Raw genomic sequence first — 22,716 nt, forward strand, 5'->3', positions numbered from 1 at the left:
TTTGTTTAATAGGAATCAATGATTTAGGTTTAGTGTAGCGGGGCGCTTGCGCCCCGTTTGCATTGGTGTGGTGCAACGAAAAAGAGGGGATGATATGAGCGTAAAAACCGTGACCTTTTCCGCAGGGCGTCCACTTCCGGCTATTGGACAGGGTACCTGGTATATGGGAGAAAAAGCCAGCCAGCGTAAATCCGAAGTGAATGCACTGCGGGCGGGCATTGATCTGGGGTTAACGTTAATTGATACCGCTGAAATGTATGCCGAAGGCGGAGCGGAAGAGGTGGTCGGGGAGGCCATTAAGGGCCAGCGCGACAACGTTTTTCTGGTATCAAAAGTCTACCCGTGGAACGCTGGCGGTCAGAAAGGCCAGGCGGCGTGTGATGCCAGTCTGCGACGTCTCGGGACAGACCATATCGATCTCTACCTTCTGCACTGGCGCGGTAATTATGGCCTGGATGAAACCATTACGCTGATGGAAAGACTCCAGCAGCAGGGAAAAATTGGCCGCTGGGGCGTCTCAAACCTGAATTATGAAGATATGCAGGCGCTGTGGCGCGAAGAGGGCGGTTCCGCCTGTGCCACTAATCAGGTGCTTTATCATCTGGCGTCACGGGGAATTGAATTTGATCTGCTTCCCTGGTGTCAGCAACAAGCGATGCCGGTGATGGCTTACTGCCCGCTGGCTCAGGCCGGTCGCCTGCGTTCGGGGCTGATGAACCATCCGGTCGTGAATGCCATCGCGCATAACCACCGCGCCACTGCCGCCCAAATTCTGCTGGCGTGGGTTATCCGCCATCAGGGTGTTATTGCCATACCGAAAGCGGCCTCGATTGAGCATGTTAACGCCAACGCTGGAGCGCTGGAGATAACCCTCACCGCGGAAGAACGTCACAAACTGGATAATGCTTTCCCGCCACCCACCCATAAACTCCCGCTGGATGTCATTTAATCCTGACGCATGCCCCTCTCCTTTACAGGAAGAGGGGCGGTAGCGTATTAGCGCTTCACAATACTGATTGTCTGCCCTAAGCGAGACGGTTTTTCTTCGCTGGTTTTTTGTGGCGCAGTGACGCACGCCGTTTCCACACAGACGAAGGTTTTGTAACCGTCATCAGGCACGTCGGCCATACTGACAGAAAGTGCCGGGCCCGGGTTCCAGCCCACCACGTTGCTGTGATGGTGGTGTACCACTTCGATACCACGGTTCAGGGCGCTGTCGTGGATCACGTTGCACGCTTCCGGATGCAGGTAAACGCGGTCAGTACGGTCCGGGAACGTCTGAATGCCGTCGCTCAGTTTTCCTTCTTTCGCGTTATCCACTTTGTCGATAAAGGTATCGCCAAGGCCGCTCACCTTCACGGCGCTGATGTCACCAACGTTGAAATAGGTGTGCAGGGCGGAGGTGGTTTCAAATTCGCCGTGTGCTTCCAGTTCGATTTCGCAGGTTTTGCCCAGCTTGAAGCGTGCGTACAGGGTGAAATCGTGCGGCCACAGGGCGCGGGTTTCCTCATTCGCCTGCAGCTCAAAGGTCAGTACCGCACCGTTATCGTCTTCATTGTGCGCTTTCAGCGTCCACTGCTGGTTACGGGCAAAACCGTGAGAGGGTAGGCCTTTCTCAGCGGAAGGACCAAACCATGGCCAGCAAATAGGCACGCCGCCGCGAATCGCATCCCCTTTTTTAAAGGAGGTCGCGTCGCTCAGCCACAGTGCTTCCGTTTCGCCTTCAGGTTTCCAGGAGAGCAGGTGTGCGCCGTTCAGCGCCACGGAGGCTTTTACGCGCGGGTGGTCAACGACGATGATATCCGCACCATCAATCTGGCGGCGGGAGAGCACAGGGGTAAGTTGTTCGACTACCGGAAGTGCAAAAATTTTATTAATCATTAAGCAATCCTCTGTCTAAAAACAATAAAAAAGGCGACCGAAGTCGCCTTTTTGGATCAAGCACTCATCTCAACTTATTTGGAGATGTGAGCGATCAGGTCCAGTACTTTGTTAGAGTAGCCGGTTTCGTTGTCGTACCAGGAAACCAGTTTCACGAAGTTGTCGTTCAGTGCGATACCTGCTTTAGCATCGAACACGGAAGTGCACACTTCGCCGTTGAAATCGGTAGATACAACGTCGTCTTCGGTGTAGCCCAGAACGCCTTTCATTGCGCCTTCGGAAGCAGCTTTGATTGCTTTCTTAATTTCTTCATAAGAAGCAGCTTTTTCCAGACGAACGGTCAGGTCAACAACGGATACGTTAGGAGTTGGAACGCGGAACGCCATACCAGTCAGTTTGCCATTCAGTTCTGGCAGTACTTTACCTACAGCTTTAGCTGCACCGGTAGAGGATGGGATGATGTTCTGAGCCGCGCCACGGCCGCCACGCCAGTCTTTGTGAGACGGGCCGTCAACAGTTTTCTGAGTCGCGGTGGTCGCGTGAACGGTAGTCATCAGACCTTCGACGATGCCGAAGTTGTCGTTGATTACTTTCGCCAGCGGTGCCAGGCAGTTGGTGGTGCAGGATGCGTTAGAAACGATGTCCTGGCCAGCGTAAGTTTCGAAGTTTGCACCACGAACGAACATTGGGGTGTTGTCTTTAGAAGGACCGGTCAGAACAACTTTTTTCGCACCCGCGGTGATGTGTTTACGCGCAGTTTCGTCGGTCAGGAAGATACCGGTAGCTTCAGCTACAACATCAACACCGATTTCGTTCCATTTCAGGTTAGCTGGGTCTTTCTCAGCAGTAACGCGGATGGTTTTGCCATTAACAACCAGGTGGCCGTCTTTCACTTCAACGGTGCCGTCGAAACGACCGTGAGTTGAGTCGTACTTCAGCATGTACGCCATGTATTCAGCGTCCAGGAGATCGTTGATACCAACGATTTCGATGTCAGAACGTTTCTGAGCAGCACGGAAAACAATACGGCCGATACGGCCAAAACCGTTGATACCTACTTTGATAGTCATATATTCCACCAGCTATTTGTTAGTGAATAAAAGGTTGCCTGTAAAATTACAAAAACCTTACGCAGCGTCAAGCGGAATCGTGTCAATCATTGCGACAAATCAATCCTGTGACTAACGTTTGTGCGACTGACTCGCCTCACTTTCCCTTTGAGCTAGCAACCACATGGGGGCTGCGCGCGGCATTTTAAAGTCCTCGCAGGATAAAAATGTGAACATGATCACAATTGCCTGACCGCCTTTTCGCGACACATAAGTTTAGAACAAAAGTGCACGCAAGGGTGTTAATGTTTTGTTAGAATCCGGGTTAAAAGGTGTCTGTTTCTACAGCGAGATGTAAGCATATGTCGAACCAACGTAACCCTGACGATTTGAAAAAAAACCTCACCGAAATGCAGTTTTACGTGACGCAAAATCACGGAACCGAACCGCCTTTTACCGGCCGTTTACTGCACAACAAGCGCGACGGTGTCTACCACTGTCTGGTATGTGATGCCCCGTTGTTCAATTCCCAAACGAAGTTCGATTCTGGCTGTGGCTGGCCAAGCTTTTATGAGCCGGTCAGCGACGATGCGATCCGCTACCTGAGCGACACGTCGCACGGCATGGTGCGTACTGAAATTCGTTGCGGAACCTGTGACGCTCACCTTGGACACGTCTTCCCGGATGGCCCTCAGCCGACGGGTGAGCGTTTCTGTGTGAATTCAGCGTCGATGAGCTTCACCGATGATGAAAACGGTGACCAGATCAAAGGTTGAAAAAACGATTCAGCAAATTATTCCTTTGAAAGGAAGAGATCGTGAATATTGATGACATGATTAGCGGTATGACGCCGGAGGTGTATCAGCGCCTGGTGACTGCTGTTGAACTGGGAAAATGGCCGGACGGTGTCGCGCTCACGCCGGAGCAAAAAGAGAACAGTCTGCAACTGGTGATGCTCTGGCAGGCGCGTAACAATACCGACGCGCAACACATGACTATCGACACTCAAGGCCAGATGGTGATGAAGAGCAAGCGCGAGCTGAAAGAGGACTTTGGTATCACGCCAAAGCCGATCGCGACGATAAAGATGCAGTAACGGTGGGGCGGCAGTCCTGCCAGCGCCCTCTCTCCGGAGAGAGGGCGTGCTTACCTTACTCTTTGGGTTTAATTCCCAGCGACTCCGCCAGCTGTTTCGCTAACTGGTTATTGTCATCCGCGCCGTACTCCCAGAACATCGCCCCGGCGAGACCTTTCTCCTTGATGTAATCCGCTTTGATGGCGACGGAACGCGGGTTCTCATAGGAAAGGGCAAACAGCGCCTCGCCGTCCGCCGCATTCACTGAAAGCCACGGCACTTGCGCCCGTTCGTCCCAGTGTTCGGTAAAACGCTTCTGCGGATCGTTTAAGAGCTTTTTCACAATATCGTTGTACTTCACATACGTATCTTTGGTCAGGTCGTAACCCAGTGACGCGAACAAGCCGGTTTCCTGAGGCCCAAAGTAGGGCTGGGTCACCGGATGGTTTTGCGCATCGGGTTTTGTCCAGTCAATACCGGGCTCCACGGCGCGTTTCGGCACGCGGCCGTAAAAACCAATCCCGAGGTTCATCTGTTGCGGCTTCAGCCCGGCCGCCAGATAGTTGTTCACCACAAAATCCACGCTGTATTTGTCTGCGGCGGCCACCGTTGGCCAGTCGCTGGAGTCATACAGATTGGCGTTGAAATACTGTGTGCCATACGCCATGTCGTAGGTCATCAGGTTGATGTAGTCGAGCAGCGGGGCAATGGCTTTAACATCCACCCAGCTTTTCGGACTTTCTGCATTTGCCCCCACCGCGATGGTGACCAGCTTTTTATGCCCGAAGGCGGCGCGCAATTCTTTCAGCAGTGCGGTGAAGTTATCGCGATCGGCTGGCGTGCTGGCCACCAGTCCCCATGCGCCATTTACCGGGTATTCCCAGTCAAGATCGATGCCGTCGAGTGCATATTTTTCGACAATCTCCTGAGCCGAGCGGATAAACACCGCACGGCTCTCTTGGGTCGCGGCTGCGCCGGAGAAGCCACGCGCACCCCATCCGCCCACGGAGAGCAGCACTTTCAGGTTTGGATTTTGCTTACGCAGCGTCGGGATTAGCGCCAGATCGGCGGCGACTTTGGGCGACAGCCAGATCTGATGAAGTTTCGCCGGATCTTTCAGCGCAGCATGAGTTTCGTCTTTCTCATCGTTATAGACCAGACCAAATGAGTAGTTCAGGTGGGTAATCTGACGAACGTCGAGCGTATTGATATCACCACCGGGACCGGCGGTGACATCGCCACCGCCATTAAAATATCCCACAGACATCAGGGGAGTGGCGGAAGCAACTGACGCGCAAAGCAGGGGTAATGCTGCCAGCAAAGGCAAACGTTTCATACAAGTTCCTCTTTGACTTAACAAAAATAACCACGCCACGGAAAAGGCGTGGCGAAAAAACAGCCTGAAGAGAATAGCATTGCCGCTTCGCTGGTGATGCGAGGGAGTTCACTTTATGGGGAATGAGACGGGGCGTGCCGGGCAGCACTGTGGCTTGCCCGGCGAGAAGGTCAGGCGTGCGTTTCCAGCCAGTCTTCCAGGGTATACAGGGTGGCGCCTTCCGCGGCCATATCCATAAACGCCTGTGCGCTGTCCTGCGGTTGAATGTTCACCCCGCGACAGCCATCGGTGATGACGCTGACGGTATAGCCTAGCTGGAGGGCGTCCAGCACGGTGAACTTCACGCAGTAATCCGTCGCCAGACCCAGCACAATCAGTTCGGTGATTTCGTGATGGCGTAACCACCCGTCCAGCGCCGTTTTCTGGCGATGCCCGTTATCAAAGAAGGCGCTGTAGCTGTCAATAGACGGGTTTTCCCCTTTATGAAACACCGCGTCGATGGCCTTCTGATTCAGCAGCGGATGCAGCTGCGCACCTTCCGTCTGTTGCACGCAGTGATCCGGCCAGAAGGTTTGTGCCAGGCCGTCAAGTTCACCCTGCGTGAAGGGCTCAACGCCGTGCTGGCTGGCAAAACTGCCGTGGTCAGCCGGGTGCCAGTCCTGGCTTGCGACAACCGCCTCACCCCGCGTTTTGCACCACTCAATCAGCGTATTCGCCACGTCGACGGTGCTGTCACCTTCAGCGACAGCCAGTGCGCCGCCCGCACAGAAATCATTTTGCAAATCGACCAGTAACAGGGCGCGTTGCGTCATGGTGCCTCCTTATTCGTCCGGCGTCAGTTCGCCGCGCAGGTTTTGCATCATCGCGCTGCGGATGGACTGAATATCCAGATCCTGACTCAGTAAATAGTGAAGTTTAGTCAGCGTAGCTTCAACGGTCATATCGAATCCGCTGATAACGCCTGCATGCGCGAGGGCGTTACCGGTGGCGTAACCGCCCATGTTGACTTTACCGGACATGCATTGCGTCAGGTTAACCACCACGATCCCGCGCTCGCTCGCTTCCTGTAGCTCTTTCAGGAACTCGCCGTTCTGCGGGGCATTGCCCACGCCGTAAGAGCGCAGGATCAGCGCTTTCACCGGCTGGCGCAGGAAGTTACGCACCACATCTGCAGAGATACCCGGGTAAATCGTTACCACGCCAATCGGTTGCGGCGTGATCGGATGAACAATCAGTTCGCCCGCCGTGCTCGGCGCAGGCGGGGTGCCCAGACGACGAATATGGATGCCCGCCTCCAGCAGCGGCTGCAGGTTCGGTGAGGCGAAAGCGTCAAAGCCATCGGCGTGCGCCTTCGTGGTCCGGTTGCCGCGATACAGTCGGTTGTTGAAGAACAGCGACACTTCGTTAATCGGGTAATTCGCTGCCACATACAGGGAGTTGAGCAGGTTGATCTGCCCGTCAGAACGCAGCTCCGCCAGCGGAATTTGCGAGCCGGTGACGATGACGGGTTTGCCCAGATTCTCCAGCATGAAGGAGAGTGCCGAGGCGGTAAACGCCATCGTGTCGGTACCATGCAGGATCACAAAGCCGTCGTACTGGTCGTAATGGGCTTTAATGTCGTCCGCGATATGCTGCCAGTCTTCCGGCGTCATATCGGAGGAGTCCATCAGCGGCTCGTATTCGTGGATGGTGAAGTCAGGCATTTCAGGACGGTGGAATTCAGGCATCAGCGCGAGCTGGCGCTGAAGGTGGCCGGAGACCGGGATATAGCCGTTTTCAGAGCGCTGCATACCGATGGTACCGCCAGTGTAGGCTACATAAATCGATTTCTTCTGCATGGTAGTGAGTTCTTGTTCTTCAAAAGAAAAAAATCCCCTCTTCACGGGAAGAGGGGACGGTGTTTAACGGACGTTTGCACAGGTCAGACAAAACGCGTAACGGCTTTGTGGATCGTTAAAGGCCGCGAGTTTGTCGCTTTCCGCTTTCATCGCTTTAGCCGCCGTCGCGACTGGCGCAGGCAGATACGCCTGCAGCGCCTCAGGCAGCATGGCACGCACGGAGCCGGACATGCTGTTCATCACCAGGTCAAAGAACGACGGCTCGTCCTGGTAATACTCAACGTGCCACTGCTTGAGCTTCGCCAGCTCGGCGGCTTTCTTCACCGCGTCATCAAAGTCGCCCAGGCTGTCTACCAAACCATTATTCTTCGCATCCTGGCCGGTCCAGACGTGGCCCTGCGCAATGTCGTCGATCTGTTGCGGTGTCTTTTTACGGGACTCTGCCACCAGCGTAATAAAGCGCTTGTAGCCGTTCTCGATACTGAGCTGCATCATCTCAGAGACTTCAGGCGGCAGCGATTTGGTGACCGACACATCCGCCAGCGGTGAAGTGGCAACGCCATCGGTATGGACGCCCAGATAATCCAGGCTGTTTTCCACGGTGTTAATCACCCCAAAGATGCCAATCGAGCCGGTTAACGTGCTCGGGTTGGCGACGATGTAGTTAGCCGGGGTTGAAATCCAGTAACCGCCCGAGGCCGCCATTCCACCCATCGATACCACTACCGGCTTGCCGGCTGCACGTGCCGCGGCAAGTTCAGCGCGGATCACTTCAGAAGCGCTGACGCTGCCGCCAGGGCTGTTTACGCGCAGTACAATCGCCTTCACTTTCGGATCAAGGCGAGCATCACGGATTTGCGATGCGGTGGTATCGCCGCCCACGTTACCCGGCGTTTCCTCGCCGTCCATGATGGCACCATTAGCAAAGACCACCGCGACGCTGTCACCGCTGTCATCCGGCTTTTTGGTCGCATAATCGTACATGCTGATAGCGCTGAAGTTTTTATCCTCTTTGCTCCAGCCAAACTGTTTGCTCAGTGATTTTTCGATATCCGCGCTGGTGCCCAGCGCATCGACCAGTTTGTTATCCAGCGCATATTTTGCGGTATCACCATCAACCTTGCGCAGGCCCTCCAGCACGCCCTGCGCGCCAGGGAACACCTGTTCAGCGGTTATCTGGCGGTTAGCGGCCACGGTGCTCAGATAGTTCTGCCACAGCTCACCAATCCAGCGGCTGTCCGCTTCACGGGCTGCAGGGGACATATCATCACGAATAAACGGCTCCACGGCGGATTTATAGGTTCCGACGCGGAAGACGTGGGTGGTGACTTTCAGTTTGTCGAGCAGCGATTTGTAATACAGACCGTTAGTGGCGAAGCCATGCAGATCGACCGTACCCTGCGGGGAGAGCCAGATTTTATTGGCGAAGCTGGCCAGATAATACTGCCCCTGGCTGTAGCTGTCCCCGACCGCAATCACCGGCTTGCCGCTGTCGCGGAATTCGCGCAGCGCTTTACCAATGTATTGCATTGAAGGCTGGTCGCCGCCGGCAAAATCTTTCAGATCCAGCACGATGCCGGTAATGTTGCGGTCATCTTTTGCCTGACGAATGGTGTCGACGATATCGAACAGGGAGTTTTCCTGAAGACGGTCTGATGTCGCGCCAAACAGCTGACGGCCAATAACGCCCAGACGATTGCTGGTGGACGGCTTATCGACGATGACGCCCGTGATATCAAGTAACAGCGCCCCGCGAGTCGAATGCTGCGCCTGATTTGCGTTGCTGATATGCATCCAGACGCCTGCGCAAACCAGAACCAGGAGGATGAAGAAGATATTCATCACCAGGTTGCGGACGAAGTTGAGCAGTCGCCACGTCCATTTAAAGAAACCGGCAATGATTCGCCAAAGGGTTCGCATGTATTCTCCCTAACCAGAAAATGACTGTTTCCGTCGCCACGGGACGGCAATGTGCGGTTATCGTAATGACCCAACCGTCACTTGTCAGCAGGAATCGCCTGCTACGCTGTAACAAAATCTGCCGCCGTGTTAATTTTGTGAGTAAATTTCAAGAAAGGAGTTAACCAATGGACGCACTTGAACTGCTTGTTAACCGCCGTAGCGCTTCACGTCTCACCGAGCCGGCGCCGGCAGGGGAGCAACTGGAGAATATTCTGCGTGCCGGCCTGCGTGCACCGGATCATGGTACGCTGCAGCCATGGCACTTCTTTGTGATTGAAGGTGAAGGCCGCGATCGTTTCAGTCAGATACTGGAGCAGGGAGCGGTTGCCGCAGGTCAGGATGAGAAGGGTATTGAGAAAGCCCGCAGTGCGCCATTCCGTGCGCCGATGATCATCGCTGTCGTGGCGAAATGTCAGGCCGACCACAAAGTGCCGGTCTGGGAGCAGGAAATGTCTGCCGGCTGTGCCGTCATGGCAATGCAAATGGCCGCCGTGGCACAAGGGTTTAACGGTATCTGGCGCACAGGGCCGCTGACCAACAGCCAGCCGGTTCGCGACGGATTCGCCTGTGGTGAACATGATAAAATTGTCGGTTTCCTCTATCTCGGCACGCCTCAGCTTAAAGCCTCCGCCACCATTAATGTGCCGGACACCACGCCTTTCGTCAGCCGTTTCTGATAACGCGCGCTAAACTGTCTGGATTCTGAGCATCTGCCGAAGAATTCAGACAGTCATACTTACCTCTTTATGGAATGAGCGCTACCATAGCGCGATTGAGATGACAGGAGACGTCCATGAGCGAGCAAACCATTCGTTTAACGCAATACAGCCACGGAGCCGGTTGCGGTTGTAAAATTTCCCCGAAAGTGCTGGAGACCATTCTCCACAGTGAACAGGCGAAGTTTGTCGACCCGAACCTGCTTGTCGGTAACGAAACGCGTGACGATGCGGCAGTTTATGACCTGGGTAACGGCACCAGCATTATCAGTACCACCGACTTCTTTATGCCGATTGTCGACAACCCGTTCGATTTCGGGCGTATTGCGGCCACCAACGCCATCAGCGATATTTTCGCCATGGGGGGCAAACCGATTATGGCGATTGCCATTCTGGGCTGGCCGATTAACACCCTTGCTCCTGAAATTGCCCGTGAGGTGATTGAAGGGGGACGTTTTGCCTGCCAGCAGGCGGGGATCGCGCTGGCCGGGGGGCATTCTATCGATGCGCCGGAGCCGATCTTCGGTCTCGCGGTCACGGGCGTGGTGCCCACCGAGCGCGTGAAACGCAACAGCACCGCGCAGGCGGGCTGCAAGCTGTTCCTCACCAAACCGCTGGGCATTGGTGTCCTCACTACTGCGGAGAAAAAATCGCTGCTGAAGTCGGAACACCAGGGGCTGGCAACCGAGGTCATGTGCCAGATGAACCTCGCGGGTGCGGCCTTTGCGAATATCGATGGCGTGAAAGCCATGACCGACGTGACCGGTTTTGGCCTTCTCGGACACCTCTCCGAAGTGTGTCAGGGCGCGGGCGTACAGGCGCAGGTCTGGTATCAGGACGTGCCGAAGCTGCCGGGTGTGGAGGAATACATTGCAGCGGGCGCCGTTCCGGGCGGTACCCAGCGTAACTTTGCCAGCTATGGTCATCTGATGGGCGAAATGCCTGAAGCGTGGCGCAATCTGCTGTGCGATCCACAAACGTCCGGTGGTTTGCTGCTGGCGGTCACGCCAGACGCTGAAGCCGACGTCCAGGCGACGGCCGCAGAGTTTGGTATTACCCTGACGGCGATCGGTGAACTGGTGACCGCGCGCGGTGGCCGACCGATGATTGAGATCCGTTAATTCAATGCGGTTGTTTATTGCCGAAAAGCCGAGCCTGGCCCGTGCCATTGCCGATGTGCTGCCGAAGCCGCATCGCAAGGGCGACGGCTTTATCGAATGCGGTAACGGGCAGGTGGTCACCTGGTGTATCGGTCACCTGCTTGAGCAGGCGCAGCCGGATGTCTACGACAGCCGCTATGCCCGCTGGAACCTCAATGACCTGCCCATCGTCCCTGATAAATGGCGCCTGCAGCCACGGCCTTCCGTCACCAAACAGCTCAACGTGATTAAACGTTTTTTGCATGACGCGACGGAAGTCATCCACGCGGGTGACCCGGACAGGGAAGGGCAACTGCTGGTGGATGAGGTGCTGGACTATCTGGAGCTGGCGCCGGAAAAACGCCAGCAGGTCCAGCGCTGCCTGATTAACGACCTCAATCCGCAGGCCGTGGAGCGGGCCATTTCACGTCTGCGCGCGAACAGCGAGTTTATTCCGCTGTGCGTTTCCGCGCTGGCCCGCGCTCGAGCGGACTGGCTTTACGGGATCAACATGACCCGCGCCTACACCATCCTGGGGCGTAATGCCGGTTATCAGGGCGTCCTCTCCGTCGGGCGTGTGCAAACGCCGGTGCTGGGGCTGGTGGTGCGTCGTGACGAAGAGATTGAGAATTTCGTCGCCAAAGATTTCTTTGAGGTTAAAGCGCATATCGTCACGCCGAAAGACGAGCGCTTTACCGCCGTCTGGCAACCAAGCGATGCCTGCGAATCGTATCAGGATGAAGAGGGGCGGTTGCTGCACCGTCCGCTGGCGGAGCACGTGGTCAACCGGATTACCGGTCAGCCTGCTATTGTCACCAGCTATAACGATAAACGGGAATCAGAACCCGCGCCGCTGCCGTTCTCGCTTTCCGCGCTGCAGATTGAAGCGGCGAAACGCTTCGGTCTGAGCGCGCAGAACGTCCTTGATATCTGCCAGAAGCTCTACGAAACCCACAAACTCATTACCTATCCGCGTTCTGACAGCCGGTATCTGCCGGAAGAGCACTTTGCCGGCCGTCACTCGGTGATGAACGCCATTGCCGTTCACGCGCCGGATCTGCTGCCACAACCGGTTGTGAATCCGGACATTCATAACCGCTGCTGGGATGATAAAAAGGTGGATGCCCACCATGCGATTATCCCGACGGCGCGCGCCAGCAACGTTAACCTCACGGAAAACGAAGCGAAGGTGTATAACCTGGTGGCTCGTCAGTATCTGATGCAGTTCTGCCCGGACGCCGTGTTCCGCAAATGCGTGATTGAGCTGGAAATTGCCAAAGGGAAATTTATCGCCAAGGCGCGTTTCCTGGCGGAGGCTGGCTGGCGCACGCTGCTTGGCAACAAAGAACGTGACGAAGAGAATGACGGCACGCCGCTGCCGGTGGTCGCCAAAGATGACGAGCTGCTGTGTGAGAAAGGCGAAGTGGTTGAACGCCAGACCCAACCGCCGCGCCACTTCACCGATGCGACACTGCTCTCGGCAATGACCGGGATCGCCCGTTTTGTTCAGGATAAGGATCTGAAGAAGATCTTGCGTGCCACCGACGGACTGGGCACAGAAGCGACCCGTGCGGGCATTATCGAGCTGCTGTTTAAGCGCGGTTTTTTGGAGAAAAAAGGGCGCTATATCCACTCGACTGAACCGGGGCGCGCATTGATCCACTCGCTGCCTGAGCTGGCCGCAAGGCCGGACATGACGGCACACTGGGAATCTGTGCTGACGCAAATCAGTGAAAAGCAGTGTCGCTATCAGGACTTTATGCAGCCGCTGGTGGGGACCTTATACGAGCTGATTAACCAGGCGCGTAATACGCCGGTGAAGCAGTTCCGGGGGATGGTTGCACCGGGTGGTGCGCCGAAGAAACCGTTCAAAAAGAAAAAAAGCGCAGCCTGATGTGCTTTCGGTTGTCGCCCTCTCCCGACGGGAAAGGGCGACAGCGTGCTTAGATAACCCCTTGCCCAATCATCGCATCCGCGACCTTCACGAACCCGGCGATATTTGCGCCACGCACGTAGTTGGTTTGCGATGCCTCACCGCCGTACTCGACGCAGGCGTGGTGAATATCCAGCATAATGTGGTGCAGACGCGCATCCACTTTCTCTGCCTTCCAGCCGAGGCGCGCGGCGTTTTGCGCCATCTCCAGGCCAGAGGTCGCCACGCCGCCGGCATTCGCGGCTTTGCCCGGCGCAAACAGCACGCCGGCCTCAAGGAACAGATCGGTCGCTTCGATGGTGGTTGGCATATTCGCCCCTTCGGCCACGGCCTTCACGCCGTTGGTAATCAGGGTGCGTGCGGCCTCGGTATCCAGTTCGTTCTGGGTCGCACATGGCAGGGCGATATCGACCGGCACGCCCCACGGCTGTTTGCCTTCGAGCCAGGTCAGACCAAATTCACAGGCATAATCCGCCAGACGGCCGTCGCGGCTGGCTTTAATGTCGCACAGGCGTGCCAGCTTCTCGGCCGTAAAACCGGCTTCATCCACCACGGTACCGCGTGAATCTGACGCGGTAACCACGCGGGCGCCAAACTGCATCGCCTTCTCAATAGCGTACTGGGCCACGTTACCGGAGCCGGACACCGCCACGCGCATACCTTCAAACCCTAAGCCGTGGCGCTTCAGCATCGCCTCGGTAAAATAGACCAGCCCGTAGCCGGTGGCTTCCGGACGGATCAGGCTGCCGCCAAAGGAGAGCCCTTTGCCCGTAAAGACACAGGCGCTGTTATTCGAAAGCTTTTTCATCATGCCGGCCATAAAGCCCACTTCACGCGCACCGACGCCGATATCGCCCGCCGGAACGTCAGTATCGGGACCAAGATGACGATAGAGTTCGGTCATCAGCGCCTGACAGAAACGCATCACTTCGCCTTCGCTTTTGCCTTTCGGATCGAAATCACTGCCACCTTTCCCGCCGCCCATGGGCAGGGTCGTAAGGGCGTTTTTAAACGTCTGCTCAAAGCCGAGGAATTTTAAAATCGACAGATTCACGGAAGGGTGGAAACGCATCCCGCCCTTAAACGGGCCGATGGCGGAATTAAACTGCACGCGCCACGCGCGGTTAACCTGGACCTGATTACGGTCATCTACCCAGGTCACGCGAAACTGAATCACGCGCTCCGGCTCCACGAGGCGCTCAAGCAGTGACATCTGGCGATAACGCGGGTTTTCTTCAAGGAACGGCCATAACGTGGTCATGACTTCACGTACGGCCTGCGCAAACTCACTTTGATGCGGGTCGCGCTGTTGAACATAAGAGAGGAAAGCTTCCAGAGAGCGTGTCTGATCCATAGATATAAGAACCCCTTATATTATTTTATGTATATTGCTTATACGAATTGTGTTGTTTTTTTGACTATACCATCCGTACCGCTTTGTGAAGCAAGCAGAAATGTATGCCGAAAGGGAAATTAATCAGCGGGGCTGCGTCATAACCAAAAGCGATGACGAGATAAATTAAAGGTTCTGCGCCGGTTTACCGTTATAGTCTTTATCAGGGCACAACAGGAAGATAAGTCTATGAACCGTTACGTGATAACCGCGTTATGTTTGATGTTTACCGCAGGCGCGCAGGCAGACCGCATTCGCCCGGATGTGGACGTGAATGTGCCGCCGGAGGTGTTCAGCTCCAGCGGCCAGCGAGCGCAGCCGTGTAACCAGTGCTGCATCTATCAGGATCAGAACTATTCGGAAGGGGCGGTGGTAAAAGCGGACGGCATTCTGTTGCAGTGCCAGCGTGATGAACGCACCATTAGCACGAATCCGCTGGTCTGGCGTCGCGTAAAACAATAAACGCCTCCAGCAGCGGGATGTCCGCAGGCGCTAAGTTGAAACCAAATGCATCTTCGGGCGTACACCACACCAGCGCACTGTGGTAATGCGCCGTCAGCGCGCCGCTGAACGCCGGAACGTGCCAGGCGTGAAGGTTGATTAACCGCTGTGACACCTCACGCTGATGGCTTGCCACATACTCACCAGGCTGCGCGTGGATGCCGAGTTCTTCGTGCAGCTCGCGGACAAGCGCCTCGGGCTGCGTCTCACCGGCTTCTACTTTTCCGCCTGCGAATTCCCACATGCCCGGCTGGTCGGCATGAGCCGGGCGCTGGGCCAGTAAAATTTTGTTGTCTTTTTCGATGATTGCCGCAACGACATCGACTGTTTTTAGCATGGTCGTCAATACTTGTTAGCGAAAAACACCATATTATCGTGCCCTTTCTAAGAGTCCAGCCATCAGGAGAATCAGGTGAAAGAGACGTCCACCTGGGTAGATCCCATCGCCACCCTTCCGGTCAGCATAAAACCGATTGCCGCCATGCAGAAAAAACACTTTGGTGCCGTGCTTAACCCCACGCGCTGGTGGGGAAGGATGCCACGTCTTTTCTGGCTGGTGGCATTGTTCGTCGGTTTTCTCGAACGTCGTCACGCGCGCCTGTCGCCGGTGCTCCGTTCGCTGTTAATGACCCGGGTATCGCAGCTTTGTCACTGTGCTTTTTGTATCGATGCCAACAGTTTGCGCCTGGCGGAGCGCTCGGGCGCATTGGATAAGGTTCAGACCGTCAACGCGTGGCGTGATTCCGCACTTTTTAGCGAAGAGGAGCGTGCAGCGCTGGCCTATGCCGAGGCTGTCACCGCGACGCCGCCCCGCGTGGATGACGAAATCAAAAGTGAGATCACACGCCATTTCAACGAGGACGCGATCGCCGAAATGACGGCGCTGATTGCGTTTCAGAATCTCTCTGCACGCTTTAATGCCGCGCTGGACATCCCGGCGCAGGGGTTATGTGCCACGTTTAAAGAGGATCCCCATGCTTGATCGTCATCTGCACCCGCGGATTAAACCCACGCTCAACCGACTGGTGTCAGTACTGGATAAGCCGGGGGTTACGCCTGACGGATTAACCCTGACCGGGTTTGCCATAGGCGTGCTGGCCTTACCGTTTCTGGCCCTCGGCTGGTATCCGGCGGCGCTCGTCGCCATCGTGCTGAATCGCCTGCTGGATGGTCTGGACGGTGCGCTGGCGCGCCGGCGCGGGCTGACGGATGCGGGAGGCTTTCTTGATATCGCCCTCGATTTTCTGTTTTACGCGCTGGTTCCCTTCGGATTCGCGCTGGCGGCCCCCGCAGAGAATGCACTTGCCGCTGGCTGGCTGTTGTTTGCCTTTATCGGTACCGGGAGCAGTTTTCTGGCATTTGCCGCGCTGGCAGCGAAACACAACATCGACAACCCTGGCTACGCGCATAAGTCGTTTTACTATATTGGTGGGTTAACGGAGGGGACGGAGACGATCGCGCTGTTCGCGCTGTGCTGCCTCTTTCCGGCGCACTTCAGCGTGCTGGCGTGGATATTTGGCGCGTTGTGCTGGCTGACCACCACAACGCGCATCTGGAGCGGGTACGTGACGCTAAAGTCACTTACCCGTTAGCGTGAACTTTCTGGCCCGCGTTTTCCGCTGGAGACGGGGTTCTGTGGATGACTGCTCCACTCGTACCAGCCGCCGTCATAGACGGCGACATTTTTCCAGCCCATCGCCCGTGCGTACATAAACGTCTCGGACGCACGCCAGCCGGTGCCGCAGTAAAACGCGACGTGCTGTTCCGGCAGGATGTTCCAGGTTTTCCACATGGCGGCGATGTCGTCAGCGCTGCGCATGGTGCCATCCGGATTATGGAAATCTTCCATATGGGTGGCGTCGCTACCGGCATGACCCCAGCGGGCACCGGCAATTTCACCTTTTGGCTTGATGTAGCTGTAGCCGCTGGTTTCGCCGATGAACTCCGGCCAGGAACGAATGCTGACCAGCGACGCGTCCTGGCGATGCAGCATCCCGCGTGCTTGCGCCATATCCACCATCAACTGCGGCTGGCCAGGGATCGGTGCACCAAAATCGGGGGCGGGCTTCACGTCTTTGGGCATTCCCCGTTCAACCGGCAGACCCGCGTCAGACCAGGCTTTCCAGCCGCCATCAAGAATGCGGACGTCCTTCACGCCCGCATACAGCATGATCTGCGCCACGCGGGCGGCGGCATATACGTCACGGCCATACAGAATGACGGTCGTATCGTGACGGATCCCGTGCTTCGCCAGCATCGCTTTTAGCGTGTCATCAGAAACTTTATTCCACAGCGGTTCGCTTTCCACTTCGTTGGTATCAATGTAGCCGGCACCGGGAATATGGTTCAGCAGATAAAACTTCGGCGCGCCCCATGCGGCTTCAATGACTTTCCAGTCGCCCGTCGGCGCGGCAGTGACGGGTTTACCCTGCTGAAGCCGGTGGATCCACTCCGGGTAGACGAGTTGTTCAAAGTGCGGCAAACGCTGCAGACGCTCAGGTACCTGCAGGGCATCGTTGAGCACGGAAATCTGGTGGTAGCCGGCTTTTTCCAGCCGCGCTTTGACCGCCTGATTATCGGCGTCGCGACCGTAGAGCGCGATCGTCATGGCCGGCGTAAGCTGGTGCTGTCTGGCCCAGACGGCAATCTGGTCATCGCTCATCGCGCCAAGCCAGGAGGCGGAAAGGTTAAGTGCGGCGGGCTCATGCCCGGAGGGCGCGCTCAGCGTTTGCGGCCAGCCGTTGTAAAACGCGCTGGCGCGGGTGTCGATCACCGCGCCGTGTTGTGCCTGAAGTTGAGACAGCGTCATGGCGTGCGGCATATCAGCAGCCAGAGAGGAAAATGAAGCGAGGCCGCACAGCATGGCCAGCGCGGTCAGTTGAGAAACACGTTTCATCGAATAACCTGACGTCAGTAAAAGAGGGGGGCATTGTCGTCTCTCCTGAAAGGTAAAACATTGCGTTAGCACATTATTGCCAGCGAGAAATCTCAATCACTTCGCCGCCCGGGGGCACGTCTTCGTCGTCATGCGTGACCAGAACCACCGGAATATTGCGTGCGCGGGTAGTGTCAAATACCCATGCCCGAAACGAGGCGCGTAACGCATTATCGAGACGGCTGAACGGTTCATCCAGCAGTAACGCCTGCGGCTCTGCAAGCAGGGCACGCAGCAGACTGACCCGGGCACGTTCGCCGCCGGAAAGGGTCGCCGGATCGCTGGCGTAATGCCCGGCAAGCCCGGCAGAACCGAGCGCCTGCTCGACCGCTTCCCGCCGTGCTCGTCCGACAATCCGTTCAGGTAATGCCAGCAGCAAATTTTGTCCGACGCTGAAATGGTCAAACAGCAGGGCATCCTGAAAGAGGATCCCCAACCCGCGGGCCTCCACGGGCAGTCCGTCGCAGCGACGTTCATCAAGCCACAGTTCGCCCTGAGCCTCGAAGTCGTCTGACAGTGCGCCCACCATCCAGGCAAAAAGGGTTGATTTTCCGCTGCCGGAAGGGCCCATCAGCGTGACTATTTCGCCGCGTGGCACACAAAAATTGACCTCGCGGAAAAGCGGTTCAATGGTGAGATTGCTGACCTGCAGCATTAACGTAATCCTCGTCGGTAACGGCTTGCGAGCCGGGATAGCAGGGCGGCAAGGCCAAACACGCTCCCCGTGACCAACAGCAACCCCAGCGCCCGGTTAGCCAGAAGCGGAATGCTGCCTCCACTGCTGAGCGCCACGGTTTCAGTGGTCAGCGTCGCAAAACGGCCTGCGCCCAGCCAGAGGGTTGGCATGTATTGCGCCATGCTGACGGAAAACCCGGTCGCGAAAGCCAGCAGCGCCGGGCGTACCAGCAAGGGGCATTTCAGCCAGCAGAAGATTTTTCCCCGCCGCCAGCCGAGCGTTCTGGCGGTAAGGATCAGACGGGGATCGATCCTCTGCCAGGCTGGCTGGAGGACCAGCAACATCCACGGTAAAACCCACAGCAGATGGCTCCACAGCACGGCGGCATAGTGCCCGTCGATACCCAGTCGCAACGCGATAACATATTGTCCAGTAACGAGGGGCAGCGCCGGCAGCGCCAGCGGCAACCACACCCACTGTGTGCCTCGCTGCGGTCCCCACTCAAGCCAGAGAACAATTACCCCCAGCGAAATCAGGCTGGCGAGCAGGCCAAAGGAGAGGCTGGCGCCAACCGCACCGATGTCGTCCCGCTGCGCCAGCATGAGCAGCACGACCGCGCAAAGCACCCCGCAGGCGGGCAGAAATCCGCTGAGCAGACGCGCTGGTGGCGCGATAAGCGACATTCGACGGCGTCCGCTCAGGTCCGGTAACGTGCGACGCCATAGTCTCCATGCGCCGTAACCCAGTGCAGAAAGTGCGGCCAGCAGCAGAAGGAGAAGCAGGCACAGCAGCGTTCCCTTTGTCTGCTGCTGCGCATCGCCCTGACTGAGCCATTGCCACGCCAGTACGGCAAGCGTCGGGGGATTGCCGGGCCCGAGCACCATCGCCACGTCCACAACCGACAGGGACCAGGCCAGCACCGCCAGCATCACCGCGCCAAGAGCCGGCGCGATCGTTGGAAGGATGAGCCAGTTCAGCGCCTGAAAACGCCCGTAGCCGAAGGTATGCAGCACGACCTTTTGCTGCGCAAGGCGTTTTTCCGGCAGGACGGCGTAAAGGGCCCACAGCACAAACGCGCTCTCTTTTACCGCAAGCGTCAGCCCCAGCCCTGCACCGTATCGGTCAAGCGGTGGCGTACAGACGCTACACACCTGATACAACAGGCCCCCTTCGGCAAACAATAGTAAAGCGCTGGTGGCAAAGGCCACATGAGGAACGGCGAGCAGCCACGTCAGCCGGCTGCTGAGCCGTCGCCAGCGCTCGCCCGGCCACAGGAGGGCCACGAGCACCAGGGCGATAAACATCGACCCCAGCGTCGCGATAAGCGTTGAGACCAGCGTGGCGACCGTAGCCTGTGGCAGCTGCGGGTCGTTAAGCAGCAACTGCCAGTTGTTCAGCGAGAATGCCGGGGCAAACAGTATGGCGGCGGCGGGAAGCAACGGCAGATAGATGACTGCCATCGCCAGCCAGACGAGCCAGCTCAGCGGGTGCCGTAACGACGCAGCCATTCCTGCTCCAGCGCGTTAACCCAGGCAGCGTGCGGCTCGGGAAGCATTTTCGGCAGCCCTGCCGGCGTATGCGCAGCGAGCAGCTTCGCTTCTTTTTCGGGCAGTGTTTTCGCATCCAGTACGCTCGGGTCTCCCCAGATGGCCGGGTCGGCCTTGCGAATTTGCGCCTGCGGTGAAAGGAGGAAATTGGCGACCACCTTCGCGCCTGCGCTTGCACTGGCATTCGACGGAATGGCCACAAAATGGACGTTGCCTATCATTCCGTTGTCAAAACCAACGCTGTAGCTGTCGGCAGGCAGTTCACCGCTGGCCACTTTTTGCTGCGCATGTGCCGGGTTAAAGGTCAGGGAGAGATTGAGACTACCGCTGGCAAGCAAGGTATCCATTCTGGCGGGCGAGGGAGGAAAGTCCTCTCCCTTTCGCCACAGCAGCGGGTGTAATTTGTCCAGGTAGTGCCACAGCGGAGCCGTCACCTGGGCAAAGGTGTTATCAGGGGCTTTTTGCAGCGCCTCCGGGTGAGCGGTGAGGGTCAGGAGCAACTGGTCCAGAAATGCCGTACCGGTAAAATCGGGCGGGCGTGGGTAGCTGACTTTGCCCGGATGCTGCTGCGCATACGCCAGTAACGCCTGAGGATCGTTTGGGGGCGCAGGCAGGCTTGCGTGGCGGGCAATAAAGGTGAGCTGTGCACCGCCCCACGGGGATTCCGCGCCATCGGTGGGGACAGCAAAATCCTCCATAACCGGTTTGCGGGTATCGACATAGCGCCAGTTGGGCAAGGTCTGCGCCCATCCGGTTTGCAGCAGGTTAGCGGCTTTCAGGGTACGGAAGTTCTCACCGTTGACCCATAAGAGGTCGACTGACCCGTTCGTTTTCCGGCCTGCGGCGGCTTCTGTTTGAATACGTTTGACCGCATCGGCGGCATCTGCCAGTGGGACGATTTTAAGGGTTATGTCGTAATGCGTTTTCATCTCACCGCTTACCCACTCGAGGTAGCGGTTTACCGCCCGATCGCCGCCCCAGGCGTTAAACCAGACGGTCTGGCCTTTAGCTTGTTGTTGGATAGCCTGCCAGTTGTCCGCTGCAAACAGCGGGGCTGCCAGCAGCAGACCGCTCAGAAACGTGCAAAAACGCACACGGCGCATAATGCCTCACTTTTTTGATGAAGGGGTAAAACGGGAAAACAGCCAGCGCGTCGCCAGCGGCAATAACCCCAGTAGTGTAAAGGCGAATATCAGTCCCGGCGATAAAATATCGCGAAGCGAATTCACTTTCCCCAGCGTGCGTCCGGCGTTCAGAAAGATAATGGTTGCAGGCAGCATGGCGACCTGGCTCACCCACCAGTAGCGACTGACCGCAATACGGGTCAGCCCCATGAGCAGATTCACCAGAAAAAACGGGAACAAGGGCATCAGTCGCAGGGCAAAAAGATACCCTGCACCGTCCCGCGCCATACCGGCGTTCACCGTATTCATCTGCGATGTGAATCGCCGCTGTACCCAGTCGCGCAGCAGATAACGGCTGGCAAGCATCGCCAGCGAGGCGCCGAGGGTAGAAGCAAACGAGACCAGCAGGGTGCCTTCCCACAGCGTAAACAGCGCTCCCGCCAGCAGCGTCAGTATCGCCGCACCGGGTATCGACAGGGCGGAGACCAACACGTAGAGGGCGAAAAAGAAAAACGCGCTTTGCCACGGTGCCTGTTCCACGTGCGAGAGGAGCGACTGCTGGTGCGTTTTGATGGTTTCCAGGGAGAGCGTCCCCGGCGGAAGAAAGACGAAGGTCAGAACAAATGCGCCCAGAAGGGCGCACATCAGGAGTCTTTTTTGCGTGTTCACACGAGGTTACAGTTTGAATTTCGCCCAGACCGGCGCATGGTCAGACGGTTTTTCCATGCTGCGGATATCGTAGTCGATGCCGGTTTCGATGCAGCGTTCCGCCAGCGGCGGGCTGGCCAGCAGCAGGTCTATACGCAGACCGCGGTTGTCATCAAAGCCTTTTGAGCGGTAGTCAAACCACGAGAAGCGATCCTGCGTTTCCGGGTTGGCGGTGCGGAAAGTATCAACCAGACCCCAGCCGAGCAGGCGTTCCATCCACTCGCGTTCTTCCGGCAGGAAAGAACATTTACCGGTACGCAACCAGCGTTTGCGGTTCTCTTCTCCAATGCCGATATCGAGATCGGTCGGGCTGATATTCATGTCGCCCATGATCAGCACCGGATTCTCTTTTTTCAGTTCGGTGGTCAGGTAATCCTGCAGATCCTGATAAAACTTTGCTTTGGCCGGGAATTTTGTCTCATGGTCGCGGCTCTCACCCTGCGGGAAATACCCGTTAATCACCGTGATATTGCCGAGTGGTGAAGGAATTTCCGCCATGATGATGCGACGCTGCGCTTCGCCATCATCGCCCGGGAAGCCACGACGTACGGAAACCGGCGTCTCTTTGGTCAGCAGCGCCACGCCATAGTGACCTTTCTGTCCGTGATAGAAGACGTTGTAACCGAGCTTCGCCACCTCTTCGAGGGGGAACATATCGTCGTGAACTTTTGTCTCCTGCAGGCCGATCACATCTGGCTGATGTTGCTCAACAATTGCTTCAAGCTGGTGAGGGCGGGCACGCAGGCCGTTGATATTAAAAGAGACAAATTTCATAGTCGCTGCCAATGCAAGGTGAATAGTGCATGGATGGTAGCAGAATTTGCGTCAACTGTTACGGGGTTCGACCAATAACTGCGACAGATCATGCCAACGGTGCAATATTTGCACCATTCTGACGCGCAT

General features: G+C 56.8%; 23 protein-coding genes. 9 read left to right on the forward strand and 14 right to left on the reverse strand.

Translation table 11 applies throughout. From position 1 onward, the window contains the following. Nucleotides 1-94 precede the first annotated feature (94 nt). Nucleotides 95-949 carry an aldo/keto reductase gene (locus tag QRN24_RS02195; protein ID WP_284942280.1) on the forward strand — a complete coding sequence of 285 codons (855 nt, stop codon included), beginning with the start codon at nt 95-97 and terminating at the stop codon, nt 947-949. 47 nt (nt 950-996) lie between these two features. Here the strand turns inward: QRN24_RS02195 and QRN24_RS02200 are convergent, their stop codons facing one another. Both QRN24_RS02200 and gapA read right to left on the reverse strand, forming a co-directional pair. Next, on the reverse strand, nt 997-1,881 hold the full coding sequence (locus QRN24_RS02200; protein WP_014169640.1) for a D-hexose-6-phosphate mutarotase: 885 nt from the start codon (nt 1,879-1,881) through the stop codon (nt 997-999). Nucleotides 1,882-1,955: 74 nt separating this feature from the next. Further along, nucleotides 1,956-2,951, reverse strand: coding sequence for a glyceraldehyde-3-phosphate dehydrogenase (gene gapA / locus QRN24_RS02205; RefSeq protein ID WP_020884442.1), 996 nt, complete (start codon nt 2,949-2,951; stop codon nt 1,956-1,958). A 341-nt stretch (nt 2,952-3,292) separates the two neighbouring features. On the opposite strand from gapA, the gene msrB reads away from it, so the two are divergent. Together msrB and QRN24_RS02215 are read left to right on the forward strand one after the other, a co-directional pair. Continuing rightward, complete coding sequence (msrB, locus tag QRN24_RS02210) at nt 3,293-3,706, forward strand: peptide-methionine (R)-S-oxide reductase MsrB (protein WP_020884441.1); 414 nt, start codon at nt 3,293-3,295, stop codon at nt 3,704-3,706. A 56-nt stretch (nt 3,707-3,762) separates the two neighbouring features. After that, entirely contained in the window at nt 3,763-4,026 is a 264-nt protein-coding gene (locus tag QRN24_RS02215; protein WP_153852331.1) for a YeaC family protein, read from the forward strand. 55 nt (nt 4,027-4,081) lie between these two features. Here the strand turns inward: QRN24_RS02215 and chiD are convergent, their stop codons facing one another. From chiD to sppA, 4 genes are all read right to left on the reverse strand, one after another. Then, on the reverse strand, nt 4,082-5,341 hold the full coding sequence (gene chiD, locus QRN24_RS02220) for a chitinase ChiD (protein ID WP_284942281.1): 1,260 nt from the start codon (nt 5,339-5,341) through the stop codon (nt 4,082-4,084). A 170-nt stretch (nt 5,342-5,511) separates the two neighbouring features. Further along, nucleotides 5,512-6,153, reverse strand: a complete 642-nt coding sequence (gene pncA, locus QRN24_RS02225; protein WP_020884439.1) for a bifunctional nicotinamidase/pyrazinamidase — start codon at nt 6,151-6,153, stop codon at nt 5,512-5,514. A 9-nt stretch (nt 6,154-6,162) separates the two neighbouring features. Further along, nucleotides 6,163-7,179 (reverse strand): asparaginase, encoded by a 1,017-nt coding sequence (ansA, locus tag QRN24_RS02230; protein WP_020884438.1) that lies wholly within the window; start codon nt 7,177-7,179, stop codon nt 6,163-6,165. A gap of 63 nt (nt 7,180-7,242) precedes the next feature. Then, nucleotides 7,243-9,099 carry a signal peptide peptidase SppA gene (sppA, locus tag QRN24_RS02235; protein ID WP_014169647.1) on the reverse strand — a complete coding sequence of 619 codons (1,857 nt, stop codon included), beginning with the start codon at nt 9,097-9,099 and terminating at the stop codon, nt 7,243-7,245. A gap of 167 nt (nt 9,100-9,266) precedes the next feature. On the opposite strand from sppA, the gene QRN24_RS02240 reads away from it, so the two are divergent. From QRN24_RS02240 to QRN24_RS02250, 3 genes are all read left to right on the forward strand, one after another. Next, nucleotides 9,267-9,818 (forward strand): NAD(P)H nitroreductase, encoded by a 552-nt coding sequence (locus QRN24_RS02240; protein ID WP_014169648.1) that lies wholly within the window; start codon nt 9,267-9,269, stop codon nt 9,816-9,818. Between the two features lie 116 nt (nt 9,819-9,934). Further along, nucleotides 9,935-10,978: a selenide, water dikinase SelD gene (selD, locus tag QRN24_RS02245; protein ID WP_047744466.1), complete on the forward strand. Its 1,044-nt coding sequence runs from the start codon at nt 9,935-9,937 to the stop codon at nt 10,976-10,978. A gap of 4 nt (nt 10,979-10,982) precedes the next feature. Next, on the forward strand, nt 10,983-12,890 hold the full coding sequence (locus QRN24_RS02250; RefSeq protein WP_025204419.1) for a DNA topoisomerase III: 1,908 nt from the start codon (nt 10,983-10,985) through the stop codon (nt 12,888-12,890). A gap of 49 nt (nt 12,891-12,939) precedes the next feature. On the opposite strand, the gene gdhA is transcribed toward QRN24_RS02250, so the two are convergent. Continuing rightward, entirely contained in the window at nt 12,940-14,283 is a 1,344-nt protein-coding gene (gene gdhA, locus QRN24_RS02255) for an NADP-specific glutamate dehydrogenase (RefSeq protein ID WP_284942282.1), read from the reverse strand. 228 nt (nt 14,284-14,511) lie between these two features. Here gdhA and QRN24_RS02260 point away from each other — a divergent pair, with 228 nt between their 5' ends. Further along, nucleotides 14,512-14,784, forward strand: coding sequence for a YnjH family protein (locus tag QRN24_RS02260; RefSeq protein WP_032677956.1), 273 nt, complete (start codon nt 14,512-14,514; stop codon nt 14,782-14,784). On the opposite strand, the gene QRN24_RS02265 is transcribed toward QRN24_RS02260, so the two are convergent. After that, nucleotides 14,744-15,160 carry a pyrimidine (deoxy)nucleoside triphosphate diphosphatase gene (locus QRN24_RS02265; RefSeq protein ID WP_025204417.1) on the reverse strand — a complete coding sequence of 139 codons (417 nt, stop codon included), beginning with the start codon at nt 15,158-15,160 and terminating at the stop codon, nt 14,744-14,746. The two genes, QRN24_RS02260 and QRN24_RS02265, sit on opposite strands and share 41 nt — an antisense overlap. Nucleotides 15,161-15,235: 75 nt before the next feature. Between QRN24_RS02265 and QRN24_RS02270 the strand changes: the two genes are divergently transcribed. After that, nucleotides 15,236-15,805, forward strand: a complete 570-nt coding sequence (locus QRN24_RS02270; RefSeq protein WP_284942283.1) for a carboxymuconolactone decarboxylase family protein — start codon at nt 15,236-15,238, stop codon at nt 15,803-15,805. Next, on the forward strand, nt 15,798-16,415 hold the full coding sequence (locus QRN24_RS02275) for a CDP-alcohol phosphatidyltransferase family protein (protein ID WP_284942284.1): 618 nt from the start codon (nt 15,798-15,800) through the stop codon (nt 16,413-16,415). Before QRN24_RS02270 ends, QRN24_RS02275 begins: the two co-directional genes overlap by 8 nt. Here the strand turns inward: QRN24_RS02275 and QRN24_RS02280 are convergent. From QRN24_RS02280 to xthA, 6 genes are all read right to left on the reverse strand, one after another. Beyond that, a complete protein-coding gene (locus QRN24_RS02280) occupies nt 16,412-17,719 on the reverse strand; it encodes a rhodanese-like domain-containing protein (protein ID WP_181216470.1) in 1,308 nt (435 codons plus the stop codon). The genes QRN24_RS02275 and QRN24_RS02280 overlap by 4 nt on opposite strands. Nucleotides 17,720-17,792: 73 nt before the next feature. Next, nucleotides 17,793-18,413, reverse strand: coding sequence for an ATP-binding cassette domain-containing protein (locus tag QRN24_RS02285; protein WP_025204414.1), 621 nt, complete (start codon nt 18,411-18,413; stop codon nt 17,793-17,795). Beyond that, on the reverse strand, nt 18,413-19,942 hold the full coding sequence (locus QRN24_RS02290) for an ABC transporter permease family protein (protein WP_284942285.1): 1,530 nt from the start codon (nt 19,940-19,942) through the stop codon (nt 18,413-18,415). Before QRN24_RS02290 ends, QRN24_RS02285 begins: the two co-directional genes overlap by 1 nt. Next, nucleotides 19,915-21,075, reverse strand: coding sequence for an ABC transporter substrate-binding protein (locus QRN24_RS02295; protein ID WP_502875264.1), 1,161 nt, complete (start codon nt 21,073-21,075; stop codon nt 19,915-19,917). Before QRN24_RS02295 ends, QRN24_RS02290 begins: the two co-directional genes overlap by 28 nt. 15 nt (nt 21,076-21,090) lie before the next feature. After that, nucleotides 21,091-21,750, reverse strand: coding sequence for a TVP38/TMEM64 family protein (locus QRN24_RS02300; protein ID WP_502875259.1), 660 nt, complete (start codon nt 21,748-21,750; stop codon nt 21,091-21,093). 30 nt (nt 21,751-21,780) lie between these two features. Next, complete coding sequence (gene xthA / locus QRN24_RS02305; protein WP_020884424.1) at nt 21,781-22,587, reverse strand: exodeoxyribonuclease III; 807 nt, start codon at nt 22,585-22,587, stop codon at nt 21,781-21,783. Nucleotides 22,588-22,716 lie beyond the last annotated feature (129 nt).

Source organism: Enterobacter sp. MEB024, from assembly GCF_030209635.1.
In the GTDB taxonomy this organism is placed as follows: Bacteria; Pseudomonadota; Gammaproteobacteria; order Enterobacterales; family Enterobacteriaceae; genus Enterobacter; species Enterobacter ludwigii.